Consider the following 15,842-nt stretch of genomic DNA (forward strand, 5'->3'; position numbering starts at 1 on the left):
ATATCGTTCACTCATCTCCCAGTACTCGTTAATTAAGAGAATCAATTTTGCCGCCGATAAATCGTTTTCCATTCTGCGTAAGCGTCATCAAAAGTACGACTCTTGATCAATAGATCGAGGAATTCCAGATGCTCCTTTATCCTCATAGAAATCGCATCATCTGGCATCTCACGTCCTTGCTTCATATGATACCTCATTTCCCACCTGAGAACATCGAGAGGAAGTGCTGGTGAATCAACAACAACCCTCCTCACTTGTACACCCTCAGACCTCAGCATGTCTTCGAGGTCTCCGGAAGAATCGATACAGACCGAATGACCCGATAATTCAGATTTCAATCTCCTTGCATCTGACTCTGACTCTTTTCGTGCCAGGTCAATTTCCTCGCACAACAATTCCTTCCATTTCGGAACTTCAATTCTTCCAGTTCTTGCACGGAGAGCCAAGATCACGTATTCCATTGCGATTTGTCTTTCATTATCGAATGAGGTGATATCTCTATAGCATCTGACTTTTCTTTCAGGCGGTGCGTGAGATATACCTTTGATTAAAGGTTCCCAGGAAGCCACGATCTGTCTATCCTCTGGCAAGCGGATGATGCCTGAGCTCTCCATCTCTTCGACGACATCCTTGAACTCAAAACCTTCCCTCAGTGCCGCAATCGCATCCTCCCATGCTCGAGGCAGTGGCAGGAAAATCGATTTCCAATCGATGCTCTCAAGCACATCAAGAACCTTTCTTTTTGACCATGTCGTCTGGACAGACGAGATAAGGGTAATCTCCTTTTCCTTCATTTCCACTTTATCCTTTTCGATCTCTGCGGGCGTCATCCATTCATCTCCGCCTGTATTATAATTTAAGCATACTCTACAAATTTTTTTCGTGACCACAAAAAATCTCGAAGATTTACGATGTGCATGCTCTAAGTAAATTGGCCAAGGAGAGAAAGGATAGATTTTTATCAGCTCACAGATCCCCAGTTCGATTTTCCGTCCTAGACTTCTAGATGAAGAACGTGCTTAATCATGTATCCAAGCACGAAGGAAATAAACGCAATACCAAGACTCACTAGAAGCATCTGTCCGAAGCGCTTACCGAGTTTTAACTCCTTGGCCACGCTGAGATGGTAATTGAAAATAAAAATGAGGATAACCGCGTTGATGATGATAATCGCGAGCGCACTGATCGGTGGAAATCCTATCAAAAGTGGCCATATCAACACAAGTATCGTGAGCATGTATGCGGCGACGGTATACGCAGCGGAACCGATGGGCGTTTGATGCCCTTCCTCCCAATTCGCCGCCAAATATTCAGAACTGGCGAGACTCAGGGATCCGACGGAACCGGTGATCAATGCAATGATGCCAATGATGAGACTCTCATCAAAAACGAAAGAGAGGCCCGCTACTTCACCAGTTATTTCAACAATGCCATCGTTCATTCCCCGTACAATAGCCCCAGTATACTGGAGTCTCCTCTCATCGATTAGACCGATCAATTCTTCTTCATGGGACATCTCGTCATCAACGATCCGCTTAACTTCAGGATTGTCTTTCGAAGGAGCGTCGTAGACCTGCTGGGCCCGAGCCTCATGCCGCTCCATGAGTTTGATGGCAAAGGTAATGCCAAACAATCTAGAAAGCATGAGATAAAAAACAATCCTTATCCTATCAGGCCTGACATCGCGTCTGGATTTCTTTTTCCAGTACTCGTAATGGGCTAATTCATCGTTCGAAATTTTGCGTAAAATTTCCTTATTTTTTTCCTCCTTGATGGTGTCAGCCAAACGTGCGTAGAATCGATACAATGTAATCTCAGTTTTTTGATATGCAAGAATATCTGGCAAAGCGCTATCAGAGACCATTATATTCTGATATTTAGAACCTGACATATATCTCATTATCGCCAACAAATTTTATGGATTCAAAGCGGATCTAAAAAACGATTAATATAACTCGATGCTTCCAGATCGTTTAAAGAAGACGGTTATTCAAAATTCGTTGCCTTTTAATTTGATCCTTTATGGCACTTGCACCTATTTTAAAAAGAAGACATCGAGAATCAAGGAATATTGTTCATCTATCTTACGCATACACTCCTTTCATAAAGTCTCTTCTACGCTAATCGTTAATCAATTTGATCTCTCATATCTGAAGTAATCAATCCTGATGCGAATGAAAACGATGGAAAATTTCAATTTGATACTCATAATGCCATCATTAATAAATTTCTTTCAACTATTCATCTTGTTTGGTGAGTCCTTTTCTTAATAAAAAAGGGAAGGAAGGACAAGAGAATGATAAAAGTGGAGATGGTCTAAAAGGAAGATTCATATGTCCGCCTGTCACAGGCAAAGCACAGCTTCAGATATCCGCTTATCAAAAAACCAGTATCCCTTCATCTCTAGGCGATATACATTTGAAGGATCGATGACGAGGTGACCTGTTACTTCAGAATTATTACGGAGTAAATAGAAACCAGGCTCAGGCATTCTTTTATTCTTATACATTCTTGAAAGATATTTAGATGCCGAAGGATTCTTGATCCGACTTACCTTCACAACAATCTCAAGCCACTTTTCCAGTCCTTGCTTTGATCTGAGAAAGGAGAGTTCATCGAAAATGAAATCTTTGTCTTCCCTCGTCAACTGTGTGTTTGTATTCGGATGCGAGTGGAATCCGCCGACGATCGCGAATCCAACCGCACTCACGGTGCTGTGAAGCCGATTCCTCGCCGCGAGGTTCCCATAGGTTACTGACGTTCTTGCACGCTCCGCAGTTTGAATGGGATAAGCCAGATCGATCGCCATACACGATCTGAATTTATTGACGATGAATCTCTTATCTTCGTGTCCCAGCAACAAACCCATTGACTCAGTTCCGGGTATCTCAACAACTGACATCAACAGTGAGGAGAATGCATTGGCCTCAAGCACCGCAGGAAGCTGAATCCCATTAACCATGTCGTCCACCCTTATCAGAATTCTCTACACTCTTACAATCAGCTAAACCTCTTCAAATACTTTTATTGAATCGGATCTCAAATTCCAGAAGATGGTACTGGGCCTCCTCTAGTTTTTCAAAAGAAAAATCTTCCACGAGGATTAACAAACCTCAAAGCGTCATATGTCTTTAAGAGATTCACATACGCAATAAAAAATGCCCTCGCTCATTCTCATCGACCAATCAAAATTATTTTAATTATCTCCACCTATTGATTTGACAAATGAAGTATACAATAATGAATCATACAGCGGATACGATGATAAAGGCATTCGGATCGAGCGTCGAAGAGTGTTTCGCAAATGTAGCTTACGGAATGTTCGACCAGATTGTTGATGCTGAAAAGATTGAGCCGAAAATACAGTACACGTTCAGCATCGATGGTGAAGACAAAGAATCGCTTCTTTATAATTTCTTGTCAGAATTGCTCTATCTTTTTGATGCAAAGAGATTGCTATTCTCAAAATTCGACATCCGGATTGAAGGCAATAATTTGACATGTACGGCGCGGGGAGAGTCGTTTGACCCGAAAAAACATTCCCCAAAAAAAGAGATCAAAGCCGTTACCTATCATATGCTGAAGGTCGACGAGGTTGAGCATTCGGCTACAGTTTTATTTGATATATGATCAGAGAAAGATTCTCTCAATGTACGCATTTTGAATTCGATGGGTTGATAAATCGTGGCGATCTAGCAATTCAAAAAATGGCTGACGGGATGGTGCAATGTGAAAGCAGTCGTCTAAAGAACCGAAATCAACAAGGAAACTTCTTTTTAAAATTATGGCTCTTTTGAGAAAGCGTTTTTTTTTCTTCTTTCTCAAGAAATCACTCATAGAATATCGTTTCTATGCCAATAAATCAAGTGCTCAACATACGCCTTCAAGCTCCAGTGTAAATTATAAGCGTTTCAGGATCGTGATGAATGCCATCCTCGTTGTTTCCTTAACAAACTCCGTGCATCTTCTTCTGTGCTGGCTCGTAATAAAATCGCCAAAATTGAGCTCACTGCATCGAGTTCCGCCAAAACGATTTAAAAATTCCTCGTGAAGCTCTCTCGCAGCCATGTAGCTCCTGAATTTGTCATCGCTGTGATCAGTCCTCCCTAGCGCCGCGCCAATCGCAATGATACCGCCAGATAACGCTCCGCAAACATTCTCCGCCCGGCCCATACCACCTCCGAAAGGAGTTGCCATCATCTTCGCAATTGGCGGAAGATCGATTCCTAATCCGAAACAAACTCCTCTCAATACAGATTCAGCACAATTGAACCCCTTTGACCAACATTCCATTGCGTGATCCACACTTGCATTTTCGTCCATCAAAGATACCACCAATTCAGGTGTCTCGGAAATGCTGGGACATATATATCGATTTGATGACATCTAATCAAATGCGTCTTGTTGTCGATTCCTGAGCGAGATGATCGAAAGGAAACGACGGATTGTTCCAATAGAGCCATTCCATCGACGAGCACATTTGATCGCTCAGTATTAAATTTCTCCTGAACGACATTTTTCCTATCATTTGAAATAAGATGGCCACGAGAAATCGTCTTTGATTTGAGTTCTAGCTGGACAACTGCAGCACTATTAACATAAACCTCAATTGATATTTCCATTCTAGATCATTCATGCAAGGGAATCCAAACTGGAAATGCCAGATAACGCCAAACTATCAGAATCCAGGGATGAAGATGATTTAACAGTCGCCACATCAATGATCTTGAGCATGCACTGGGGGAGAATAAGATCATGCAGTTGGAAAGTTTTGCTTTGGAAAAGGGGTGCACATACGTCATCAAAGAAAAGATACCAAATAGAGCATACCGTATCTTCTCTGACGCAATTAGCCAGGGAGCACGTGGACTAATCGTTACTAGGATCTATCCTCCAAAGCTCAAAAGCAAATATGAAATCCGCGATTCCGTGATTTATTGGCTCACGAATGTCAGAATGGATATTGCGATTAGACCGAAAGATCTTGAAGAATTAAGCTTCAAACTTGAAAAATTCATCTTGGCGAATGAGGGCGCTATTATCATCATAGATGGGCTTGAATATATGATTACAAACAACGATTTCACGACAGTTCTCAAATTCGTACAATCCCTGAGAGATCAGGTTGCCATTAAGAACGCGATTTTACTAATTTCCATCAATCCGTTAACGGTTGAGCCACATAATCTCAAACTCCTCGAAGAAGAAGCGGATTATGTCATCTAAGCTCCTGAGGGATTCGGACTCAGAATTTGAGGGGTCATGAGGCTTTAAGTTTCTTGGAAACCAATATTGAATGAGTTCTCATTAACTTATGGGTCGATGAGAATCTATTCTTGAGTGTTGTGAAATATTTGTGAAAAATTCTCAATCGATACCTAATATTATCCTGTGGAGAATATCGACAGTGATGCCAAGCGTTCTTCCTGCGTCCTTTAGATGATGATAGATCTCTCTTTTTTTCAAAACGCTGATCGGATCGTTCATTGCAAAAATATGTCTCATCGATTCGATGTACGTCAATTCAATTTCACGCTCTCTTTTCCTTATTTCTTGTATCATCGATTCGGCTGCTTTCTTATCGAATCTCATCTTGTTGATCACGGCCGCAAGGATTGTTGTTCCCTCACAAAGAGTCTCTGCCATCTTCATGATTGCTTCATCAGTTTTCACACCAAAAGCCTTCATTTCCAGAGCCGTCGAAAGAGAATAGTTCAATATGTAGTCCATCTGTCTGGAAATGCTATATATATCCTGCCTGTCGAAGGGCGTTACAAAGGCTTCAAGCAGTTTGCTTTCCATGGCATATCTCATTTTATCAGCTTCTTCTTCTATAACTATAAGCGTTTGAGGCTCGCTGAGATCGTCCGTCTTAAGCCATTCGAGGAGTACCCGGACCCCCTTCGCCGTTATCTCCGCTTGATCACGAAGCATTCCATAAAAATCGTAACGAGGCGGAAAGATGACGTCAGTAAGGCGGATCTTTTCAACATTTTTCTTCTTGCCAGTGTCATCTCGATCGGAAAGACCGATTGATTTCATGACAAATTCTCCGTTTAAGCGCCTACTCGAGTCGATTTCCAGTTTTGAATATCGGCGCCGCTATTACAAAATGATTGAAATGATATAATAAAGAAAACCCGATATGAACATTGTGAGAGGCAGTGTCACAACCCAGGAAACGAACATTTCTTTTCCGAGGGTCCAATCAATCATTTTCGCATTTTCCGCAGCCCCGATGCCAATGATACTTGATGAGACGACGTGAGTTGAGGATACAGGAGCCCCTACGGCCGTTGAGAAAAGGACAGAGGCGGTCGACACAGCCTGAGAATTAAGACTGTGAATCGGTTGCAGACGATAGAGTTTTCTCGCAAGCGTCTTCATGATTCTCCAGCCCCCCAGCAGAGTACCGAGGGCCATCGCAAGAGCACATGAAGCTCTCACAATGAGCGGCGATTCAAAAGTCGTCGTAGTTCCGCTCGCCACGAGTATAATCATGATGATAGCGATCTGCTTCTGAGTATCATTTGCGCCGTGACTAAATGATAAGAGGCTGGCTGTGATGATTTGAATTTTATTGATGGGTTTGTTAATCGTGCGCCTCGCGTTTCGTAGAAGGATTTTCGACAATTTCATGACGACATATCCACCGATGAGACCGATGAGCACGGAAATGGCCATTAGAAGGATAATCTTGAAAAGACCGACCACTTCGTGTTGAGGCCCCAAGATAGCCTTCACACCCCAGTTCACGCCATTGAAACCCTCAGCAACAACTGCCGCGCCAACAAGTCCGCCGATCAAGGCATGGGTGGACGAAGAGGGAAGACCGTATCGCCAGGTAATGATATTCCAGATGAGAGCGCTTGATACTGCGGTCAATGATGATAGAATGATCACTTCTGATGACCTGATGAGGATGAGAGATTGGAGCGTGTATGCAACCGCGCTACCGCCAAGAAACGCGCCAAGAAAATTCGCGATTGATGCAATGACAACAGCTTGGTATGGGGTCGCAGCCCTGCAACCAATCAGCGTTGCGACAGTCGAACTTGCGTCGTGGAGACCGTTGGTTATCGCAAAAATGATTGCCGTGATGATGGCAAACGCAACGATCACTTCGGATGTTAAGAGACCCACAAAAAGCAAAGATATAGAATCAATTATTTCATTGTGAGTCAATAGATTTTTGAGTTTCTTCCGAAATGAACAAATGATAAGACATTTCTGTCGCAATCTGATCGACTATTCAACCTTCATTCGATTTGATGCGCATAATTCTTGATCGCAGATTTTTTGGCCCTTCAAAGATCTTGGCTTTTGGCTCAAAAGGGGAAACAACTTAAGAAGGTCAAGAGAGCTTTCCGATATTATTTTCTTGAATTCAGCAGGCTGAGTATTTACAGTAAATCTTTGTTCATTTATATTAAATGTTCATTTATATTAAAAATTAAAGATCACAGATCATCTTCTTTTCCATAGGCAATTAAAATGTGAGTTGACCAATTGTTTCCATTCAGTGCCTATAATTGAACAAGAATCTGCATAATCTAATTTCAAAAACTTACGAGTCTAAACTAAATATTGGTTCATGATTTGAGGTGATGGCTTCCTATTAGTATGCATTGAATCTAGTTAGAGATTTGCTTTTTGCAGAGTGTGATCACGAAACTGAATCTTTATCTTTGGTTGATCTCTTGCTTGTTCATTAGACTTCGTGTCATATTTTCGAAGCTGAAGCACGGAATGATCAGGATTTTGGAAAATTCATCCGATTTGGAATCATCTGATTCCGATTGTACAAATGTATTAAAAATGTTTCTAATAACGATTGTTCATCTAATAAAGTAAAATTTTTGTAGTAATATGTATATCCAAGTTCCGAAAATTGATACAAATGTATCATATAATACAAAAGAGGTGAACAAGAGCGATGATGGAGAAATTATTAGGACTCAAAGTGGGATTCCTTGTGCTCCTGGTTCTGCTTCTATTTCCATTGACCATGGGGCAAGTGAGTGCGACAGACGGAAATCATATTGACAGTGGCGACACGACGTGGTTGATCGTCTCAACTGGTCTTGTTTTCATCATGACCCCCGCAGTTGCGTTCTTTTACGGTGGCATGTTGCGCAAGGCCAATTTTCTATCGATGCTTGGACAAAGTTTGATCGTCGTGGGAATTGTAACGTTAATTTGGGTTATTTGCGGATATTCGCTCAGCTTCGGTGTCGACAATTCTGGATTGATTGGTAATCTAGACCATGTCTTCCTCAAAGGAGTTGGATTGACGCCCAATGAAACAGCTCCAACGATTCCGAGCATCCTGTTCATGATGTTTCAGGGGATGTTCGCTGTCATTACTGTAGCTTTGATTATCGGAAGCGTCGCAGAAAGAATGAAATTGTCCTCTCTTGTCATTTTCATCAGCGTGTGGACGATTGCTGTCTATGTTCCAGTTGCGCACTGGGTATGGGGAGGAGGTTGGATATCTGATCTCGGAGCCCTTGATTTCGCAGGAGGTACGGTTGTTCACATCTCAGCGGGCGTTTCTTCTCTTGCGGCTGCACTAGTACTTGGAAAGAGGATTACAATTGAAAAAGGATTTCAGGAGCCACCACACAACATTCCAATGACAGTTCTCGGAGGCGCATTATTGTGGATTGGCTGGTTCGGATTTAACGGTGGAAGCGCACTGGCCGCTAACGGACTAGCCGCAAATGCGCTTGTGGTGACCCACATTTCAGCGGCGGTAGCCACTCTCGTATGGGGATTGGTAAGTTGGGTACACACTGGAAGAGTTAGTGTACTCGGCCTCATTTCTGGAGGCATTGCTGGACTTGTTGCTATTACTCCAGCTGCAGGTTTCGTCGATGCAAGCGGTGCAATTGTCATTGGTATTGGTGCCGGACTTATCTGCTATGCCGGAATTATCATCAGGAAAAAAGTCGGATTCGACGATGCTCTTGACGTCTGGGGTGTCCACGGATTGGGAGGGACATTTGGTGCCTTAGCTACTGGCCTCTTAGCAACTACGGCAATTAATCCAGCTGGTGCCGATGGGCTGTTGTACGGCGGCGGTGTCGACCTCTTTGTGGCCCAATTGGTTTCAGTTATTGCGGTTTGGGCATTCACGTTTATTCTTACAACTGCCATATTAAGGGCAATATCGCTTTTCATGCCACTGAGAATGAGCAAAGAAGAAGAGAGAATCGGCGCAGATATCATCCAACATGGAGAAAGTGCTTATAGCCTGAGGTGAGAAAATGAAGAAAGTTGAAGCAATTGTAAGGCCAGAAAAGCTCGACCAGATAAAGACAGCACTCGAGAAAAAGGGATTCAGCAGCATGACAGTTACGGATGTACTAGGCCGGGGAGAGCAAGGAGGTTTGGAATTCAGTCATAGAGCAGGTAAGTACAGGGTGGATCTCTTGCAAAAAACGAAAATTGAAATCGTAGCACAGGACAGTGATATTGACATAATCATCGAAACGATAATGACCACAGCAAGAACGGGAGAAATTGGTGACGGTAAGATTTTTGTCTTTCCCGTCGAGGAAACGATAAGAATTAGAACAGGAGAACGCTGTAAATATTAACCCACATAAAAACCCAGTTTGAACGGAGCCGAGTGATAAACGTCTGGCACGATCCCAATTACGATCCTAAAACACTGATATGATAAAGATTAGATCTTATCGGAAAATGTTTCCAATATCTCTGGGTCCCATCTCCCCCTTTTTTTTATTTTTTTGTTTCAGTTATGACAAAATTACCCTTTAATGCATTTGTGCAAAAACTCATTCCTTTTGCCAATGAATTCTCATCGAATACGCGGCCAGTGTCCTCCAAACGCGAACAAAAATGACTTATTTGACAAAAAAGATCACCGTATTGATGTGAAAAAATATTTTGCTATGGATAAAATAAGAGCCGTGGATTTGGTGAACGACTCTCGGGATTTATTTTGTAATTTTTTGTATCAGTAGAAAATCGGGAGATCGAAAAAAATAGTCTAGCAAATTTTAAATTGATGCTTAAATTGTAGTTAAAAGAAATCATTCAATACAAGTAAGACACCTCTCTTAATGTTGCTTCTAAGAAATGCAGCGTCCAAGTAATTTCAAAGCACGCAGTCACCTTAGATCGTTGATCTAAATACTGTAATATTTATCTTAAGTTGATGAGAACAGATCCAACACATGACACCAGATCAGTATGCCAAAAGCGTCCTGAGTTTTTTCATAAGATAACTGACCCTAAGATCGCCATGAACAAAAGGAGGATCCGGGACAGGATAGTGCTGTGATCCCCTTTTGAAAATGAGGCCATTACAGGCATTAAATTAAAATAAAAAGCAGTTCGGATGAAGAATTCTCAATCGCTCTGGCATTCAAGATTGTTCGCCTTTCAACTACATTTATCATTATCGAATTCGATTAGTGAATTGATGCGAGATGCAGTTGGTGTTGGAGCACTCAATGTTGATCTGATTTACAGCGTTCCAGATCTCACGATTGCTGGTAGGAAGTATGTCCCGGGTGCCGAAGTTTTCGAGGATGAAAATCAATTCCATCGTATCAAGAGCGAACTGGATAAGAATGGAAAAATCATGAAAAAAAGTGCGGGCGGATCAGCGGCCAATACGATGTTTGCAATGGCCCGAATGGGATTCGACGTAGGAATATTGGGCATCGTGGGCAACGATGATCATGGAGATTTTATTGTGGAGTCGATGGGAAACGTTGACAAGGGACATGTGAAGAGATTCAACATGACTGGCATTTGCATTTCTCTCATTTCGGGTGAAGAACGTTCGTTGATCATTTTTCCGAATGCAAACGACCATTTTCAGGTCTCGGACGAGGACATCAATTATCTCAATGACGCGAAAATTGTTCACATGACCTCTTTTGTACATGACAATGCTCTTAAAGAGCAAGAAAAGATTGCTAAAAGAATTGACGCTAAGATTATGCTTTCGTTTGATCCAGGAGAAATATACGCAAGAAGGGGACTCAAGGCGATCAAATCACTGCTAAGAAGATGCGATATCATGCTTCTCAGCGCGAGAGAAGTTGAGATGCTTACCTCACTTGATCCGATCGAGGGTTCAAGGTCGCTTCTCGAATCGGGACCGGCGATCGTCGTTTGTAAAATGGGGGGAAAAGGGTCAATGATTTTCACAGAGGCCGACGAGATCAACATTAAACCGATTGAAACCAATGTCGTCGATAAGACCGGTGCGGGCGATGTTTACGACGCTGGGTTTCTCGCTGGAATTCTTAGGAACTGGCCATTGGAAAAATGCGGAAACTTTGCGTCCCTTGTTGCCGCAAGAAGTATCGCAGAATACGGAAGGGATGGTTATCCAGATGAAAGGTCGATTTCGATGTATGAGGGGGTACATTAATGGCACTGAGGCTCGGTTGGTTTTCGACAGGTAGAGATCAGGCCGCAAGGAATCTGCTCAAAGCGATTATGAAAAAAAAGGAGGAGGGATTCTTCAACATCGAGATCGCGTTTGTCTTTTCCAACTGGGAGGAGGGGGAGGAGCCAGATCATCCTACATACGACGATAGAAGAAAATTTTGCGACCTTGTTCATCAATACGAGATCCCGCTTGTCTGCCTATCGTGGAAAAAATTCATGCCCGATCTTCGGATGAAAGATAAAGAGGGGTGGCGTAGCGCTTACGGTGCGAAAATGAGGGAAATGATTTCTTCATACCCATTCGATCTTGGTGTCCTTGCGGGCTACATGCTCTGGATGGACAATGAGTCGTGCGATCTCTTCAATTTAATTAACCTGCACCCAGCGCTTCCAAGGGGACCAAAAGGTACTTGGCAGCAGGTGATCTGGGAATTAATTGTTTCAAGGGCGGATAAGCAAGGAGCGATGATTCATCTATGCACGCACGAGTGGGATGAGGGGCCCCCGTTGACCTTCTGTTCCTTTTCTCTCAAAACTCCAGAATATCGATCACTGTGGGATCAATTGGAGATAAAATTGGCCAAAATGAGCATTGAGGAGATCATCAAGAACGAGGGGGGAAACGAGCCACTCTTCAAAAAAATTAGAATGGACGGCGAAATCCGCGAAATTCCACTGCTCGCGTATACGATAAAATTCCTCGCTGACGGCAAATTAAGAATCGTCAATCGAATGCTTTATGAAAATGAAAGACCTCTCACGGAACCGTACGATCTCACTGATTTGGTTGATGAAGCGGTTAGAAGAAAAGAATTTGAGGTGTGATACTTGGAGTTCGATTTGCTTGACGATTTCATCCCGGGTGAAAGCCGCCAATTCATTACAGATGGAGAGGGACCAATCACGAAGAATGACAATGCATTCGAGTTATGTGCTGCTTTCATTGAAAACGGTGAAAAATTTTTCAGTGTTGTCAGCAAGTACGACGACGTTTTAAGTGATGTTCTGCACCGCGAAGGATATAAAGCGGGGGACACCCTCCGACTTATCTTGCCATTCCTGAAAGCGTTTGGCGCAACGAATCAGAAGATGATCGAGTTTTCAAGATCGAATATTCTCCTCGTCCCTGGTGCTAAACGCACGATGCGTTTTGTGAGGGAACTCATGCAGTCTTTCATTGTGAGTACGAGCTACGAACACTACGTGAGCGCGGTATGCGACGCGATTGGTTTTCCTTTCGAGAACACCTACTGCACGAGGGTCAATCTTGAATGCTGTCGCATTGATTCATGGGAGGAAAGGACGCTCAAGAATTATGCCAGAGAAATTGCAGCAATGGATATAATCGAGATCCCTGTCAACGCAAAAAGAATCGAAGACTTCAGCCCGAAAGATCAAAGGACGATCAGCCGACTTGATGAGATCTTTTGGGAGGAGATGACGGATCTCGCATCGTATCAACTCATTCTTGAAGTCAACCCTGTTGGTGGAGATGAGAAAGCGGCGGCAATTCTTGACGTATGCAGACGGACTGGTATTGGTATCGAGGAAACGATGTACATCGGGGATAGCATTACTGATGTCGAGGCATTAAGAATGGTCAGAGAGGGAGGTGGTCTTGCGATATCTTTCAACGGAAACTCATACGCGGTGAGAAATGCCGAAATTGCCGTTCTCTCCCCAGATACCGTTGTGACTTCCGTTATCGCAGAGACTTTTCACAAGGGGGGAAGAGAGTCAGTTATCGACCTCGTGGAAAACTGGAGCATCGATTACATTAGAAAAGTAGGGTATGTGCACGATTATTTAGTCAAAGAACTGACAAGAGTTTTTCCTGAAAAACTTCCAATTGTTACAAAGGTAACTCCAAAAAACGTTGGAGAAATCGCTGACTTAAGCTCTAAATTCCGGAAAACTGTGAGAGGAGAGGCGATTGGCGCTCTTGGCTGATCGATTTTCTTGTAGACTCGAGTATTTAAAACGTGAATTTCACTTAGGACCAGTCTAGGAATTCAATTACTACCTTGTAACATGTTCTCATTACAGACACTTGAAGAGGAATTCAACCGGCCATTTTCGAATCCATCATATGAATTCAAACGTTAGACTACTAATTCCTAGCGAGAAATTTATCCTCAGCAAAGACTCATTCCGTACTTCGCGCAAATCGCGTGGATTGCCAATCGCCAATCGATAGATGGGGTAAAACAAGCAGCTTGCAATTTAACCAACATTTTCATTGATTATATGGATCAACAATAGAATAATAAATTCGTGCTACGGATTGGCAATTGTTAAACTCTCATTCTCAGATTTCAGTCATCTTTTAAACAAAACTGAAAATCACCAGAGAAGTGCTCCGGTCGGGATTTGAACCCGAGTCTTCGGCTATCCTCCGGAATCGATCCGCCGAAAGGCCGAGATGATTGTCCGGACTACACTACCGGAGCACGAAGCATGCGTTCATGCGGAAATTTGTACTTAAACCTTAGCAAAGATTAGAATTTCGCAGACATGATTTAATTGGGATGGACGTGTCTACAAGATAGACAATAGACAAATTTTTTGACACCGGGATCACAAACAAACCATTCTTGATGCGCAATATTTAAATATAGATTGGATTGGGAGTATAACATTATATAATCGTAATGATTATGTCAGCTGACATCCCAAGAAAATTGGAGTGGAGGATTCATTTGAATCGCCAAAACCAAGAGCTCGAGGAGGATGAAGAACTGGATGATGAACAAAGCGAGGATGTGCTTCGGTCTCCCCTTCCGAATAGGAAGGAGGGAGAAATGTTTGGAATAGCTGATCAACTCCTCGGGGCATCGAGAATCAGGGTTATGTGCGCCGATGGAAAAGCGAGGATGGGGCGCATTCCTGGAAAAATTAGAAAAAGAATGTGGATCAGAGAAGGCGACCTGGTCATCGTCAAACCATGGGAATTTCAGGATGACAAAGCGGATATCGTCTATCGTTATACAAAAACCCAAGCGAACTATTTGAGCAGAAAGAAAATCTTGCCGAAGAACCTTGATGTTTTCTAAACTGGTGGAGCTTAATATATGGCAAGAAGAGACTCTATCGCATTTATTGAGAGGGAGCTCGAAAAAATTCGAGTCAAGCAAAAGGGAGTCGAAGATCGCAAGGTGCTTGATCAGGTCTTCGACAAAGAAACGCTCCTGGCTATTTACAAAATGATGACGGATGGGATCATAGAAACGGTCGAATGTCCGATTTCGACGGGTAAGGAGGGAAACGTATTTCTCTGCAAAAAAGTAGATGGTGGCTTTGTTGCGCTTAAGATTTACAGAATTGCGACGGCGACCTTTCGAAGGATTTCAAGGTACATTCAAGGCGATCCTCGATTCAAAGGTCTTTCTGGAAATCATCGAAAGATCATCTTCGCGTGGGCCTCAAAAGAATTCAGAAATCTTCAACGATTCAGCGAGGCTGGTGTGAGAGTTCCGCTTCCGATCAAATTTCATAAGAATCTGCTTGCGATGGAATATATCGGCACCGAGCAGGCACCGGCACCGCTGATGAAAGACGTCGCCCTTGAAGACCCAGAAGAAATCTATAGTCTCATCATTGAGTATATGAGGCTCGCCTTTCAGAAAGCGGAGCTTGTGCACGGTGATCTAAGCGAATACAATGTACTCATACATGAAGGTAAGCCAGTGATCATCGATTGCGGCCAGGCGATGGTCACTGATCATCCGAACGCACTCGATTATTTAAGACGAGATATCACAAATATTAATGAATATTTTAGGTCACTCGGTGTTAAAGTAACAGACAATGATGAAGTCTTCAGATTAGTGACAGGTGGAGAGAAATGAAGATCGTCAGAATCCCTGTAGATCGCGTGGGTGTGCTCATCGGCAAGGATGGTGAAACGAAAAAATTACTGGAAGAAAAAACAAAGGTGCGAATGGATATCAGCTCCGATGGCGAAGTCACCCTAGACGATAGTGGAGTGGAAGATCCGCTCATGTCACTGGTAGCCGTCGATATCGTCAGGGCGATCGGTCGTGGTTTTTCACCGGAAAGAGCTTTCCGCCTGCTGGAGGAGGACGAATACCTGGAAACAATCGACATTAGAGATTTCGTCGGAAAAAAGCCGAATCACGTTATCAGAATGAGAGCAAGACTGATCGGAACAAAGGGAAAGACACGCAAGATCATCGAGAATCTCACCGGCGCTTCCATCTCGATCTACGGAAATACTGTATCAATCATCGCAAATTCCGTTCAAATGCCGATCGCGAAGACCGCGATCGAGATGATCCTCAGAGGGAGCGAGCACGCAACTGTTTACAGATATCTGGAGAGATCAAGACCTTACTTGCGAATAGCTGAAATGGGTTTCGATTATTGATCGTATTGCCTGAAGTGAT

At 43.0% G+C, this 15,842-nt stretch carries 16 protein-coding genes and 1 tRNA gene; 10 read left to right on the plus strand and 7 right to left on the minus strand.

What is annotated here, in order from left to right; genetic code table 11:
• Nucleotides 1-41 precede the first annotated feature (41 nt).
• The 3 genes from H5T41_05110 to H5T41_05120 form a co-directional block, all read right to left on the minus strand.
• Nucleotides 42-830 carry a hypothetical protein gene (locus tag H5T41_05110; protein MBC7108150.1) on the minus strand — a complete coding sequence of 263 codons (789 nt, stop codon included), beginning with the start codon at nucleotides 828-830 and terminating at the stop codon, nucleotides 42-44.
• A gap of 164 nt (nucleotides 831-994) precedes the next feature.
• Nucleotides 995-1,864: a rubrerythrin family protein gene (locus H5T41_05115; protein MBC7108151.1), complete on the minus strand. Its 870-nt coding sequence runs from the start codon at nucleotides 1,862-1,864 to the stop codon at nucleotides 995-997.
• Nucleotides 1,865-2,344: 480 nt separating this feature from the next.
• The gene (locus tag H5T41_05120) at nucleotides 2,345-2,962 is read right to left on the minus strand and encodes a hypothetical protein (GenBank protein MBC7108152.1); all 618 of its coding nucleotides are present in this window, start codon (nucleotides 2,960-2,962) and stop codon (nucleotides 2,345-2,347) included.
• A gap of 263 nt (nucleotides 2,963-3,225) precedes the next feature.
• Here H5T41_05120 and H5T41_05125 point away from each other — a divergent pair, with 263 nt between their 5' ends.
• Nucleotides 3,226-3,630 carry an archease gene (locus H5T41_05125; protein ID MBC7108153.1) on the plus strand — a complete coding sequence of 135 codons (405 nt, stop codon included), beginning with the start codon at nucleotides 3,226-3,228 and terminating at the stop codon, nucleotides 3,628-3,630.
• Between the two features lie 270 nt (nucleotides 3,631-3,900).
• Here the strand turns inward: H5T41_05125 and H5T41_05130 are convergent, their stop codons facing one another.
• Nucleotides 3,901-4,323: a C_GCAxxG_C_C family protein gene (locus H5T41_05130; GenBank protein ID MBC7108154.1), complete on the minus strand. Its 423-nt coding sequence runs from the start codon at nucleotides 4,321-4,323 to the stop codon at nucleotides 3,901-3,903.
• Nucleotides 4,324-4,755: 432 nt separating this feature from the next.
• Here H5T41_05130 and H5T41_05135 point away from each other — a divergent pair, with 432 nt between their 5' ends.
• On the plus strand, nucleotides 4,756-5,226 hold the full coding sequence (locus H5T41_05135) for a DUF835 domain-containing protein (GenBank protein MBC7108155.1): 471 nt from the start codon (nucleotides 4,756-4,758) through the stop codon (nucleotides 5,224-5,226).
• Between the two features lie 141 nt (nucleotides 5,227-5,367).
• Here H5T41_05135 and H5T41_05140 read toward each other — a convergent pair whose 3' ends face one another.
• Both H5T41_05140 and H5T41_05145 read right to left on the minus strand, forming a co-directional pair.
• On the minus strand, nucleotides 5,368-6,042 hold the full coding sequence (locus H5T41_05140; GenBank protein MBC7108156.1) for a DUF47 family protein: 675 nt from the start codon (nucleotides 6,040-6,042) through the stop codon (nucleotides 5,368-5,370).
• Nucleotides 6,043-6,105: 63 nt separating this feature from the next.
• Nucleotides 6,106-7,143, minus strand: coding sequence for an inorganic phosphate transporter (locus tag H5T41_05145; protein ID MBC7108157.1), 1,038 nt, complete (start codon nucleotides 7,141-7,143; stop codon nucleotides 6,106-6,108).
• A gap of 898 nt (nucleotides 7,144-8,041) precedes the next feature.
• Here H5T41_05145 and H5T41_05150 point away from each other — a divergent pair.
• The 5 genes from H5T41_05150 (at nucleotide 8,042) to H5T41_05170 (ending at nucleotide 13,386) form a co-directional block, all read left to right on the plus strand.
• Nucleotides 8,042-9,265 (plus strand): ammonium transporter, encoded by a 1,224-nt coding sequence (locus H5T41_05150; GenBank protein MBC7108158.1) that lies wholly within the window; start codon nucleotides 8,042-8,044, stop codon nucleotides 9,263-9,265.
• A 4-nt stretch (nucleotides 9,266-9,269) separates the two neighbouring features.
• Nucleotides 9,270-9,602: a P-II family nitrogen regulator gene (locus H5T41_05155; GenBank protein ID MBC7108159.1), complete on the plus strand. Its 333-nt coding sequence runs from the start codon at nucleotides 9,270-9,272 to the stop codon at nucleotides 9,600-9,602.
• 851 nt (nucleotides 9,603-10,453) lie between these two features.
• Nucleotides 10,454-11,416 (plus strand): hypothetical protein, encoded by a 963-nt coding sequence (locus H5T41_05160; protein ID MBC7108160.1) that lies wholly within the window; start codon nucleotides 10,454-10,456, stop codon nucleotides 11,414-11,416.
• Nucleotides 11,416-12,261 (plus strand): phosphoribosylglycinamide formyltransferase, encoded by an 846-nt coding sequence (locus tag H5T41_05165; protein MBC7108161.1) that lies wholly within the window; start codon nucleotides 11,416-11,418, stop codon nucleotides 12,259-12,261. The genes H5T41_05160 and H5T41_05165 overlap by 1 nt, the downstream gene beginning before the upstream one ends.
• A gap of 3 nt (nucleotides 12,262-12,264) precedes the next feature.
• Nucleotides 12,265-13,386 (plus strand): HAD hydrolase family protein, encoded by a 1,122-nt coding sequence (locus H5T41_05170; GenBank protein MBC7108162.1) that lies wholly within the window; start codon nucleotides 12,265-12,267, stop codon nucleotides 13,384-13,386.
• Nucleotides 13,387-13,791: 405 nt separating this feature from the next.
• On the opposite strand, the gene H5T41_05175 is transcribed toward H5T41_05170, so the two are convergent.
• A tRNA-Glu gene (locus H5T41_05175) sits at nucleotides 13,792-13,886 on the minus strand.
• 207 nt (nucleotides 13,887-14,093) lie between these two features.
• Between H5T41_05175 and eif1A the strand changes: the two genes are divergently transcribed.
• Genes eif1A through H5T41_05190 form a run of 3 tightly spaced genes read left to right on the plus strand, consistent with a single transcriptional unit; the run spans nucleotide 14,094 to nucleotide 15,823 of the window.
• Nucleotides 14,094-14,489 (plus strand): translation initiation factor eIF-1A, encoded by a 396-nt coding sequence (gene eif1A, locus H5T41_05180; protein ID MBC7108163.1) that lies wholly within the window; start codon nucleotides 14,094-14,096, stop codon nucleotides 14,487-14,489.
• 18 nt (nucleotides 14,490-14,507) lie between these two features.
• Complete coding sequence (locus tag H5T41_05185; protein MBC7108164.1) at nucleotides 14,508-15,284, plus strand: serine protein kinase RIO; 777 nt, start codon at nucleotides 14,508-14,510, stop codon at nucleotides 15,282-15,284.
• Nucleotides 15,281-15,823, plus strand: coding sequence for an RNA-processing protein (locus tag H5T41_05190; protein MBC7108165.1), 543 nt, complete (start codon nucleotides 15,281-15,283; stop codon nucleotides 15,821-15,823). Before H5T41_05185 ends, H5T41_05190 begins: the two co-directional genes overlap by 4 nt.
• Nucleotides 15,824-15,842 lie beyond the last annotated feature (19 nt).

It is taken from the genome of Methanomassiliicoccales archaeon (assembly GCA_014361295.1).
Taxonomy (GTDB): Archaea; Thermoplasmatota; Thermoplasmata; order Methanomassiliicoccales; family JACIVX01; genus JACIVX01.